This is a genomic window from Tabrizicola sp. (assembly GCF_030694085.1).
Taxonomy (GTDB): Bacteria; Pseudomonadota; Alphaproteobacteria; order Rhodobacterales; family Rhodobacteraceae; genus Tabrizicola.
On the sequence record NZ_JAUXZE010000039.1, the window covers coordinates 232,740 to 243,787 of the forward strand.

General features: G+C 65.9%; 10 protein-coding genes. 2 read left to right on the forward strand and 8 right to left on the reverse strand.

The genetic code is table 11. The features are described from left to right. Positions 1-10: 10 nt before the first annotated feature. The 5 genes from Q8M85_RS10040 to Q8M85_RS10060 all read right to left on the reverse strand — a co-directional run bounded on the left by Q8M85_RS10040 (position 11) and on the right by Q8M85_RS10060 (position 5,494). The gene (locus tag Q8M85_RS10040; RefSeq protein ID WP_305543724.1) at positions 11-889 is read right to left on the reverse strand and encodes a carbohydrate ABC transporter permease; all 879 of its coding nucleotides are present in this window, start codon (positions 887-889) and stop codon (positions 11-13) included. Next, positions 889-1,962 carry a carbohydrate ABC transporter permease gene (locus Q8M85_RS10045; RefSeq protein ID WP_305543727.1) on the reverse strand — a complete coding sequence of 358 codons (1,074 nt, stop codon included), beginning with the start codon at positions 1,960-1,962 and terminating at the stop codon, positions 889-891. Before Q8M85_RS10045 ends, Q8M85_RS10040 begins: the two co-directional genes overlap by 1 nt. 103 nt (positions 1,963-2,065) lie before the next feature. Then, on the reverse strand, positions 2,066-3,316 hold the full coding sequence (locus Q8M85_RS10050; RefSeq protein ID WP_305543730.1) for an extracellular solute-binding protein: 1,251 nt from the start codon (positions 3,314-3,316) through the stop codon (positions 2,066-2,068). Further along, a complete protein-coding gene (locus tag Q8M85_RS10055) occupies positions 3,313-4,401 on the reverse strand; it encodes a LacI family DNA-binding transcriptional regulator (RefSeq protein ID WP_305543733.1) in 1,089 nt (362 codons plus the stop codon). Before Q8M85_RS10055 ends, Q8M85_RS10050 begins: the two co-directional genes overlap by 4 nt. A gap of 109 nt (positions 4,402-4,510) precedes the next feature. Then, positions 4,511-5,494, reverse strand: coding sequence for a radical SAM protein (locus Q8M85_RS10060; RefSeq protein WP_305543736.1), 984 nt, complete (start codon positions 5,492-5,494; stop codon positions 4,511-4,513). 132 nt (positions 5,495-5,626) lie between these two features. Here Q8M85_RS10060 and Q8M85_RS10065 point away from each other — a divergent pair, with 132 nt between their 5' ends. Further along, positions 5,627-7,699 (forward strand): caspase family protein, encoded by a 2,073-nt coding sequence (locus Q8M85_RS10065; protein ID WP_305543739.1) that lies wholly within the window; start codon positions 5,627-5,629, stop codon positions 7,697-7,699. Further along, positions 7,686-9,635, forward strand: a complete 1,950-nt coding sequence (locus tag Q8M85_RS10070; RefSeq protein WP_305543742.1) for a hypothetical protein — start codon at positions 7,686-7,688, stop codon at positions 9,633-9,635. Before Q8M85_RS10065 ends, Q8M85_RS10070 begins: the two co-directional genes overlap by 14 nt. On the opposite strand, the gene Q8M85_RS10075 is transcribed toward Q8M85_RS10070, so the two are convergent. The 3 genes from Q8M85_RS10075 to Q8M85_RS10085 are packed head-to-tail and all read right to left on the reverse strand — an operon-like array spanning position 9,632 to position 11,022. Next, entirely contained in the window at positions 9,632-10,189 is a 558-nt protein-coding gene (locus tag Q8M85_RS10075) for a hypothetical protein (protein ID WP_305543745.1), read from the reverse strand. The genes Q8M85_RS10070 and Q8M85_RS10075 overlap by 4 nt on opposite strands. Further along, entirely contained in the window at positions 10,186-10,482 is a 297-nt protein-coding gene (locus Q8M85_RS10080) for a hypothetical protein (protein WP_305543748.1), read from the reverse strand. Before Q8M85_RS10080 ends, Q8M85_RS10075 begins: the two co-directional genes overlap by 4 nt. Before the next feature lie 30 nt (positions 10,483-10,512). Continuing rightward, the gene (locus tag Q8M85_RS10085) at positions 10,513-11,022 is read right to left on the reverse strand and encodes a hypothetical protein (protein ID WP_305543751.1); all 510 of its coding nucleotides are present in this window, start codon (positions 11,020-11,022) and stop codon (positions 10,513-10,515) included. Positions 11,023-11,048: the final 26 nt, after the last annotated feature.

The following is an 11,048-nucleotide window of genomic DNA, read 5'->3' on the forward strand; positions in this document are numbered from 1 at the left end:
TCGGACTCCGTTAGCCCTTCACGCCGGTCGATGCGATCGACGCGATGAAGGCTTTCTGCAGGTAAAGATAGAAGGCAAGGACGGGGACAGTGATCATCGACAGGTAGGCCATGACCTCGCCCCAGGCGACGTTGAGTTGGAAGAAGTATTGCAGGCCGACCATGACCGGGCGGTAGCCTTCCTCTTGCGTGACCATCAGCGGCCAGAGGTACTGGTTGTACATCACCAGGAACTTCAGGATCGCCGCGGTGGCGAAGATCGGGCCGGACAGCGGCATGACGATCTTGCGGTAGATCTGCCACCAGGAGGCGCCCTCGACCCGCGCGGCTTCGATCAGCTCGCCTGGCAGGTCCTTGAAGTACTGGACAAACAGGAAGACCGTCAGGCCGTCGGCGATGAAGGGGATGATCTGGACACGGTAACTGTTGAGCCAGCCCCAGGTGAGGCCCTCCATTCCGACCCAGGGCAGGTTCGCGACCATCATCAGAAGCGGGATGGCAATGGTCTCGAACGGCAGGATCAGCGTGGCGAGGAGAAGGGCAAGGAGCGTGTCACGGCCCCTCCAACGCACGAAGACGAAGGCAAAGCCGGCGGCGGAGCAGAGAAGCAGCGACAGCGCGACGGTAACGCCGGTCACGAGGACCGAGTTGAAAACGAAGGTCGCCACGGGCGCGCGCTGGAAGGCGTCGGTATAGTTCTGCAGGCTGATGTCGCCCACCGGCAGGAAGGCGCGGAGGTTGCCAGAGTCCTGCAAAAGCTGCTGGTCGGGCTTCAGGCTGGACATCAGCATGAAGACCAGCGGGAAGACGAAGATTATGGCAATCAGCACCAGGACGGCGTAGCGCGTCACCAGGCGAAGGCCGCGGTTGTCGGCAGCTATCATGGCCATCAGGTCTTCTCCCGCGTGAGCCAGCGTTGGATGAGCGAAATCGACAGCACGATCACGAACAGGATCACCGAGATCGCCGACCCGCCCGAGATGTCCTGCTTGCCGTAGCCGCGTTCGATGGCCTGGAAGACGATGGTCTGGGTGCTGTCCAGCGGGCCTCCGTTCGTCATCACGTCAATCTGGGCGAAAAGGCCGAAGGCCTGCATGGTGATGACGATCAGGATCAGGATCGCGGTGTTCCGCAGGCCCGGCCAGGTGATGTAGCGGAAGACCTGCCATTTGGAGGCGCCCTCGATGGCGGCGGCCTCGTAAAGGGTGGGCGAGATGGTCTGCAGGCCCGACAACCAGATCACCATATGAAAGCCCACCGCCTGCCAGATCGACATGGCGATGATGGAGCCAAGGGCGGTGGAAGGGTTGCCGAGCCAGTTCACCGGCTCGATCATCCCGAAGCTGATGGCGCCGAGGAGGTTGTTCAGCAGGCCCGACTGGCCGTCATAGATTAGCCGCCAGAGCAGCGAGACGACGACGATCGAGACGACGACCGGCATGAAGTAGATCGCCCGGAAGACGTTGATCCCGCGGAGGCGCTGGTTGATCAGAAGCGCGAGGCCAAGGGCAAGGGCCGCCTGCACGGGCGCAACGATCAGGACGAAGATGAAGGTGTTGACGATGGCTTTCATGAAGACCACGTCGCGGGCCAGGACGTAGGTGCGATCCTCGCCGCCCAGGGAGAAGCTGAACCATTCCCGCATGCCCGCAAGCTCGGGGCGGTCGGGGTTGTTGCGGGTCAGCGCGCGCAGCGAGGGGTATTCCGGCGCGCCGTCCTTCATCACCACCGCACCCGCGTCGTCACGGACCGGCTCCAGCGTGACCATCGTCACGCCGAGGAGTTGGCGGTAGTTCGACATCCCGACGAACTCGGTCGGGTTCGGCGAAATCAGCCGCTGGTTGGTGAACGAGAAGGCAAAGGCCAGGAAGAAGGGCAGGATCACGAACCCGGCGATCAGGAGGACCGCAGGTCCCGCCATCAGCCAGCCCGTCCGGTTGGACACGGTGAACTTCGACGCCATGATCGCCTCGATGCGTGAAGGGGAAAGGTGGCTGGCGGCGACACCGCCAGCCGAAGTTCTGGGGAGAACCCGGCCCCGGTCCGAAGACCGGGACCGACAGGCCTTAGTGGCCGTAGCCGCCGTTCTTTTCGATGTCGGCGTTGATCTCGTCGGTCGCCGCATCCAGCGTCGAAGCCACGTCCGCGCCGTTGGCGATGTCGGCCAGCGCCTTTTCGAAGACCTTGGCCTGGACCACGTAGCCCGGGGTCACCGGACGAACCAGCGCCTGTGCTTCGGTCAGACCGAAGAAGACAGCCATTGGCCCGCCGTCCTTGTAGTTCTCGGTCATCGCCGCGGCGGTCTTGGTCGCCGGGATCAGGCCGATGCCGTTCGAGAAGTCGGCCAGGTACTTGTCCTGAAGCGCGAACTCGATGAAGGCCGACGCGCCTTCCGGGTATTTCGACGAGGCCGAGATCCCGAACTGCCAGCTTGCAGCACCGATCTTGGGGCCGTTGCCAAAGTCAGGAGAGGGCAGGAATACCGTGTCGGGGAAGGCTTTCAGCGTGTTCAGCGCCGCCCAGTTGCCGTTCCACGAGAAGGCGTACTTGCCAGCGGCAAAGCCGCCGTCGCGGTCGGCCGGGTCCTGCGTCGCCGGCGCATAGCCGTTCTTGAAGAGACCTTGCCACCATTCGCCGAAGGCCATCGCCGCATCGCCGTTCAGGGCACCTTCCGCGGTCTTGTAGGTCGTCCGGTCGACGATGTCGCCGCCGAAGGACTGCAGGAAGGGCGAGAAGGCGTAGGGGTACCATTCGCCGGTCCAGGCCATGCCCGGATCGAAGGCGTATTCAAACTTGCCCGAAGCCTTGGCGGCATCCAGAGCGGCCATGAATTCGTCCTTGGTCCAGGGCTGCTCCAATGTGGGGGTGCGCAGGCCCAGCTCGTCGAGGTAAGCCTGACGGGTCACGAGGGCGACAGCGGCGTCCCAGAGGCCGATCGAATAGAGCTTGCCGTCCCAATAGCCCTTGGGGCCGGGCAGGAAGGCCTCGATCTTGGCTTCGTCGATTTGCAGCGGCTGCATGTAGCCGGCCCAGGCCCAGTTCGGCATCACCGGACCGTCGACGTCCAGAATGTCGGGCAGGTTGCCGGCCAGCGCGCCTGCGACGACGGAATCGTTGTAGGCGGCTTGCGGGAAGCTTTGCAGTTCCACCTTCCAGTCGGCCTGGCTGGCGTTGAAGTCGGCGATGATCTGGTTGATGATCTTGCTTTCGACCTCGTTGCCGGCACCGTGGTACCACATCGACAAGGTCTGCTGCGCCTGGGCGGCAGAGCCCCACGCCAGGATCGCGGCCGAGGCCGCGAGGGTGAACATCTTCATTGCTTTTCCTCCCTGAGGGTTTTGAAACTTATCACGTTTTCGGGGCGCAGCTCGGTGACCGAGCCGCGCCAGTGTACAGGGCCGGCCACCAGGACCGGGCTGTGGTCATCCCGGCCGTCGCCGGAAATCAGTTGCATCAACCGCTCGCCCGACCGCGCGCCGATGGCGTTGTAGGGCAGGTCCACCGTCGTCAGCGGCGGATAAAGCGTCTCGGCGATGGCACGGTAGTTGTCGAAACCCGCAACGCCGATCTCGTCCGGCATCTTGCGGCCCATGCTGCGCAGGATGCCATAGACCATCATCGCCATCTGGTCGTTGCCGCAGCACAGGACGGTCGGCGGCTGCTCCAGCTGCAGCATCCTGTCGATCGTGTCCCACAAAAGCTGCGGGCCGATTTCCGACTGGTCGAAATCGACGTGCTGCAACAGGGCCGGGTCGAAGGACAGCCCCGCCTCGTCCAGCGCCTCGCGGTAGCCAAGCGGGCGCAGGCGTCCGGCCGCCATGTCGGGGCGCAGCGAGAGATAGGCGATGCGGCGATGGCCTGCAGCGATCAAGCGGCGCACAAGGTCGCGCTGCAGCCGCCGGTCGTCGGGGACAACCGCGGGCGTCCCGCGCGCGTCAAAGCAGTTGGCAAGGACCAGCGGCGTGTCATCGGGCAGGTGCGGCAGGTTCACTTCCTGGTGGTATTCGGCGACGTAGATCAGGCCTTCGACCCGGTGCGACAGGAAGGTGTCAATCAGATGGGGCACCCGGTCGTTGCGCCCGGCGGTATCTGCGATCATCACCGTCATGCCCGAGGTTTCCAGTGCCCGCTGGATGCCCTGCACGATGTAAAGGTCGGGCAGGCCCTGCTGGGTCGACGGCTGGTTCTTGGTGGAAATCGCGCCAGTGATCAGCCCGATGATCCCGGACTTTTGCGCCCGCATCATCCGCGCCGCGTTCGAGCGGACATAACCCAGCTCGCGCATTGCGGCTTCCACCGTCTCGCGGGTCTTTTCGCCCACGGGACCGTCCGAGTTAAGCACACGGCTGACCGTCTTCGGTGAGACCCCGGCACGACGCGCAACATCATAGATTGTCGACATGCCCCCTCCCCGAAGCTTGCGACCTCACCGAGCGAGTGACATCGGTGTCATGACATCGATGTCATGAACCGACAGAGTCTGTCAAGGCCATCCTTTCGGCAGGCCAGCGTCAGGGCCAGGCGGGGATCGGGCCGGTCGGGGCGCGCGCCCTGGTGATCAGGATGTCTGCGGTGCAAGAGCAGACCTCGGCCGTGCAGAGGATCGGTCCCTGCGGCAGGGCGATGGGGCCGCCAAGCCGACCGATGTCTCCGCCGACGGCGCAGACGGCCCGGGTGACGGTGCCGTTGTCCCGCACCCGCAGCGATTCCAGCCCGGCATTGCAGCGGTATCCGCGCCAGCGATTCTGGCTCTGGAGGACGAATTCGTTGGCGCGCAGGTTGGCCCGCCTGCCGTCGGCCCCCTGCACGGTCATCAGGCCGCGCGGCATGATTCCCTGCTGCGCTTTCGTCTGCGCCAGCCCGCCCTGCATGACGGCAAGCTGGTCCGGCGTATAGTCGAAGAGCGTATTGCCGAACCCCACCCGCAGCGGCTTCAGCGTGATCGACACGGCCGGCAACACCTCACGCAGGGCCTGGGCTTCGTCGAGCGTCCGGTCGAAGTGGTCGGGCCGCATCGTGACGTTGACATGGACCGCCATCCGGTCAGCCAGGAGCCGCCCCACGGCGCGGAAATGGTCGAGGTCGGCGAATTCGTTGTGATAGGTCAGGATCACGCTGTCGAGATGCGGGGCAATCTTCTCCCAGAAGCGCAGGGTGCGTGAGCCGTTCGAGATCAGGCTGACCGAAAACCCCTGCGCCGAGGCCGCCTCCAGAAGCCGGATGATCTGCGGGTGCATCGTCGGCTCGCCCCCGGTGAACTGCAGCCAGACGCGCTTGCCCCGAACGTCGGTGTAGTGCTGGTGCAGCTGGTCATAGAAGTCGACAACATCCTCGACCCGCTGCCAGGCGACCGACCCGTCATGCAGTGCCTTCGGACAATAGCTGCAGGCATAGCTGCAGGCATTGCCAAGCGTCCAGTCGACCAGCACGACACGCGAATGGTCGGCATTGGCGTGTTCGATCAGATCATAAGGAGGGGTCGGCGGATCGGCCATGAAATCAATAGATTAGTGGAGCATACCACGAGCATTTGACTCGTCCTTGATGGAGAATATGCTATGGTTGGATTGATTGATACAGACGTTGTTTCCTAGCGCCCTCCTGCGGTCTTTCGGTCTGGTAGGTCCATGACGACAGGGTTTCCGTTCCTGATGCTGCTGCGGGCCATCCTGGTGATGGCTGGCCTTCTGGTGATGTCGGGCGCGGGGTTTGCGCAGGACCGCTGGGCGCTGGTCCTTGGCATCGCGACCTATGACAGTGGCCGCATCGCTTCACTCAAGAATACGCTGAACGATTCCCGCACCATCGCCGCCGCGCTGAACGACAAGGGCTTCAAGGTCTACTACCTGGAGAACGCCGCCCGGGGCGAGATCGACAGCGCCATCGAGCTGATCGAGATGGAACAGCGCGACGCCGAAATCGGTCTTCTGTATTTCGCCGGTCACGCGATCCAGCTGGACGGCGAGAATTTCATCCTGCCCTCGGACCTTGATCCGGCCCGGTCGACCCCGCTGCGCGAGCAGGCGATCTCGATCAATGCGTTGGTGACGCGGATCAACGCGATGGGCACGAAAAGTCTGGTCGTGATCCTGGACGCCTGCCGCAACTCGCCCCTGCCCGGCGAAAGTGCTGCGGGCACCGGCCTGGCCCTGGTCGACGCGCCCGAGAACACGATCATCGCCTACTCCACTGCGCCGGGTGAGGTGGCCTTTGACGGGACCGGGGCGAACAGCCCCTATACCGCCGCGCTTGCCTCGGCGCTGGACGGGGCCGAGGCGGACATCCGCGACGTGCTGCGGCTGGTGCGCGCCCGGGTGCGGCTGGCGACGGGCGGGGCGCAGATGCCCTGGTACATCGACAACACCCGCACAGCGATCCCGATCAGCCCGCGCAGCGGCACGGCGACGGAGGCGCTGGTGGACCTGGTCAAGGGCCGCGAGATCGACCTGTCGACCACCGCCTGGCTGACTGTGGCCGAAAGTGCCGACCCGCGCGACTTCAAGCTGTTCCTGGACCTTTTCCCGCAGGACCAGCTTGCCGCGGCGGCAGAGCGCCAACTGGTCCTGATCGAGGCCGAACCCGCCCCCGACTTTCCCCTGATGGAGATCGAGGTCGACGGGCCGGGCCGCGAGGTGCCCGACGGGCTTATGGCCGAGGTCACGGCCTGCGATCTGCTGGCGACCGGCGTGGGCGACGTCATGGCGGTGAGCGATCCGGTGCCGCATGACCTGGTCAACACCCGCGCCGCGATGCGCGCCTGTGTCGAGGCGGTGAAGAATGACCCCGAGAACCCGCGGCTGGTCGGCATCCTGTCGCGCGTCCTGCGGTTGTCGAACCGCTTCGACGAGGCCTTGCATTATGCCGAACTTGCGGCGGAACTGGGCAACCCCACCGCATATCTGGGTGTCGCCAGCTTCTACCGGCAGGGCATCGGCGTCACCCCGGACTATGCCCGCGCTTTCCAGGCGGCGCGCAAGGGGGCGCTTCTGGGCTCGCCTCAGGCGCAGCTGGTCACCGGGGTCTATTTCCGCGAAGGCTGGGGTGTCGAACAATCCTACCCTGAAGCCCAGCGCTGGATGCAGCTGGCCATGCAGAACGGCCATTCGCACGCCTTCGTCGCCTACGGCGATTTTTACCGCAAGGGCTTTGGCGTGCCGGTCGACGAGGCGAAGGCGCTGGACTACTACCGGCAGGCCGCGGTCCTTGGCAGTTCGGACGCCAAGAACCTGATCGGCATCGCCTATCTGCGCGGCAAGGGGGTCAAGCAGGACCGGGAAACCGGGATCCAGTGGCTGGTGCAATCCAGCGACGAGGGCAATCCCTTTGCCGCCTTCCAGCTTGGTCGCGCCTTCCAGGAGGGTCTGGGGGTCAAGAAGGACCTCAAGACCGCGCTGGCCTATTATCGGCTGTCGGCGCAGCGCAACTACCTGGGCGCTTATATCCGCATCGGCGACATGCTGCGCCAAGGGGCTGGGGGCAAGCCCGACCTTGCCGAGGCTTACGCCAACTACATCATCGCGCGCGAGGCGGCGATCCTGCGCGACACGATCGATTCCGCAGAAGAACTGGCCGAGGCGCAGGCCCGCATCGCCGAGGTCACGGCAGACATGACACCCGACCAGACGGCAGCGGGCGAGAAGACCGCTGCTGACTGGATCGCGCAATACGGGCTGCTGGATTTCAACCTTGTCAGCGAATGACACGGCGCGCCTGCGAGACTTCCCTGCGGTGTTCCTGTCCTACGACGAACCCTGGGCCGACCGGAACTGGCTGGATCTGAAGGCGATCCTTCCCCGCGCAGTCCGGGTGCATGGCGTCAAGGGGCTGGACGCCTGCCACAAGGCTGCCGCTGCGGCGGTTCCGGGCGACTGGGTGGTGACCGTGGACGCCGATTCCCGTATCAGCCCCGTCCTGGCCGATGCGCCCGTGCCGGAGCCTCTGCTGACCGGGAACTTCCGCCTGGACTGGCTGGCGCGCAACGTGGTCAACGGCCTGTGGAGCGGCAACGGCTGCGTGAAGCTGTGGCCGAAGGCGCTGATTGCCGAGATGCGCACCCACGAGGCCGCGCCCGATGACACCCTGTCGCTGGATCACGACGTGGCGGCGATCCGGCAAGGCAAGTCGGCCCAGGTGACCATGCCCGAGCGCGCGGTCCGCACTGATCCGGCGGCAACAGCCTTCCACGCCTTCCGGGCCGGTCTGCGCGAAACAGCCTTCCTGCGCAGCCTGGCCGAGCAGGGGGCCAAGCGGCTTGGCCGCAAGGACTTGCAGTCCGAGCCCGAGCTCCTGCGGCTGATCCTTATCTGGAGCACTGTCGGGCGGCAGGCGCTGAACGGTCGCTGGATGCTGTATGGCGCGCGGCTTGGCCTTGCGCTTGTGGAGCTCTGGCCCGGGTGGGACCTGCGGCAGATTAACGACCATGACGTGATCCGTCGCCTTTGGGCCGAGCGGATTCAGCCGCGGTTTCAGCGTGGCCGCCCCAGTTCGGCCGACGGGTTGGCCTGGAACTGGACAGCACTAGAGGAGGAGTTGGTAGAACTGGCCCGGGGCATCATGGATCGGGGCGGGCCGGATCTGCCCGAACTGGATGCCACCAAGTCCGGCGCGCTGGCGCGGTCGGACCTTCTGACCTCGCCGGTCCGGCCGGCCCGGCTGGACGCGCTTGGGCACCGCTTGCTTGCCGCGGCCAGGACACCCCAGGCCGCGGCAACGGCGCGCGCGGTGCTGGAGCACGCCGCCGTCCAGGGCCACCCGGCCGCGCATTTCAACCTGGCAAGGTTGCTGGAACGCCCGTCCAGCCATGATCCGGCGCGCGCCGCCTGGCATCTGGTTGCCGCAGCCCGGCTGGGCAACGCGGCCGCTCAGACCCGACTGCAGGCCTTGCGGACCACGGATGCCGATCAGCCGGTGGCGCGGGTCGCGGCAGAGCTGCCCCTGGTCCGGTCCGACGCACAGGATCCCGCGCGCCCGACCAGCGATGCGCTGTGCCTTGTGCTGGATCCGGGCGTGATGCTTGCGCCACAGGCAACGCTGCACGTGCCGGACCCGGACCTGGTGGCGGACGGGATGGGGCTTGGCTACCTGTCGATCTGTCCCGTCACCGGGTTTGCGCGCCCACGCGGCATCCGGCTGGCCCGTGCCGAGCGGCTGGAGGACCCGGTTGCCGCGATCTTGCCGCTGGTGCTTGGGTCCCTGCCGCAGCCTGTCGATGCGGCAGCGGCCCTGCGCGGCGGACTGGCCGATCCTGCGACAGACCTGCCGCCCATTCTGGCGACGCTGGGGCGGGATGGTCCGTTCGGAGATCACTGGGTCCTAGGCAGCCTTCTGGCGCGCCTTCGGCAAGTGCCCTCGGGCGCTGCGCTGAAGCGGCTTGCTACACTGTCTGACGAGGCTTTGGGCACGCGGATCTCCAGCCTCGCCCGCGAGCTTGAACTGGAAACTGGGACCGTGATCCCAGTCTGGTCCGCCGCGGAAAGCCGCGCGTTGAAGCGCATGTTGTCGCAGGTGCCGTCCCGTCTGGCCTGGCTGGCCACGGCAAGGGCGCTGTCCGGCCTCGGGCCAAGATGGCAGCGGCAAGCTGCCCTGTTTCAAGCGGCAGCACGATCGATCTGGGGGGACGAGCCGGTCGGCGTTTAGCGCAGCAGCGTGGCGACAAGCCCCGAGGAACGGCAGAGACTGCCGTTCGTGAAGGTTCCCGCAGACCCTTCGTCAAAGGTTACGGTCGCCTTCGACCGAGCGCTGCTGCCAAGCGCCTGATAGCGTCGGGTGACAGAATGAGTTTCCGACACCACATAGCCCGAGCCATCAGCCGCGCGGGTCAGCCGGATCGTCGATCTGCTATCAATCACTCGCCGAACAAGCCCGGGGGTGGTGAAGCCTTCCATCAGCACCGCCTCGGGCGCAGTAGCCGGGAACTCGGCCCGGTTGCCCATCGCAACCTGAACATATGTGCCGCAATCGACCAGCCGCAGATCGCGGGAGGACAGGGTCACCGACGCAGAACCGGCCCGGACGGCACCAAGTCCTGCCTCGCGCAGGATCTTTGCGACCGCCTCAGGGGTCTTGTCAGTCGAAACGAAGCCTGCGCCCTGTGACCTGGGCGCGGAGTAGTAAAGGCCGTCCTCGACCGGACCTGTGCTGACGCAGCCGGCAAGTCCAAGACCGAGGGCGAGGATGAGCGGCAATCTCATTGGTAGGGCGCTCCTATCGGCCGGGGTGCCCTGGGTCTTGCCGGGACCACCGGCGTGATCGCCCGCGGCTGGCCGATTGCCCCCAGCTTGCCCAGCGCCGCAACCGCTTGGTCGACGTAGTCCCCGGCGGGGTAAAGGCTGAGATACAGGTAGAAGGCGTCGGGCGTGTTCTGCTTCAGCGCGGCCTCCCAGGCCTCGACCTCGCCGCGTGAGGCGGCCGAGGCGAAGGTGCCACCGATCAGCGCCATGAAGAAGGCCTTCCAGAACGACGCAAGACGAGAAACCCGAGCCATGCGCAACCTCTCAACCGCGTGAGGGACGGTCTACCTATCGGACGAGGCTACCATGAGTCCCCGCGATTGAGAAGCATTCCCTGCGCCGGAGCGGGCTGCCAGGATCGCCGGATGCGCCCAGCCCGGCGCAAGTGCCAAGAGGTCCTGCGCCCGCTCGCCCTCCCAGTCGCAGCCGACGACCTGCCAGAAATCGAAGGCCCGACCCAGACGCCGAAAGCTGTGATCGACGGCTGCGACATGCCCGCCGGGGATAGACAGCGCCGAACGGGCCGGCCAAGGCACGAACTCGAACCGGACCTCGCGCGAGGTGACGCATAGCTGCGGGATGTCGTCGGACACCACGAGGCACCGCACCGCGCGACGCAGGCAAAAGGCCCGATGCGCCGCCAGCCGGGGCACAAGGTCACGCGCATCGCCGAAGTGGATCAGCGCCCAGCTGACCGGGTTCGCCACCTGCGTCGGTTCAGCGCCCGACACTGCGTCCCTTGCGGCGGCAGCCTGTCGCCCGGCAGCCAGGGCCCTGGAAATCCGCCTGAACATCGCTTGCGTCCCCTCTCGCCCCCTTG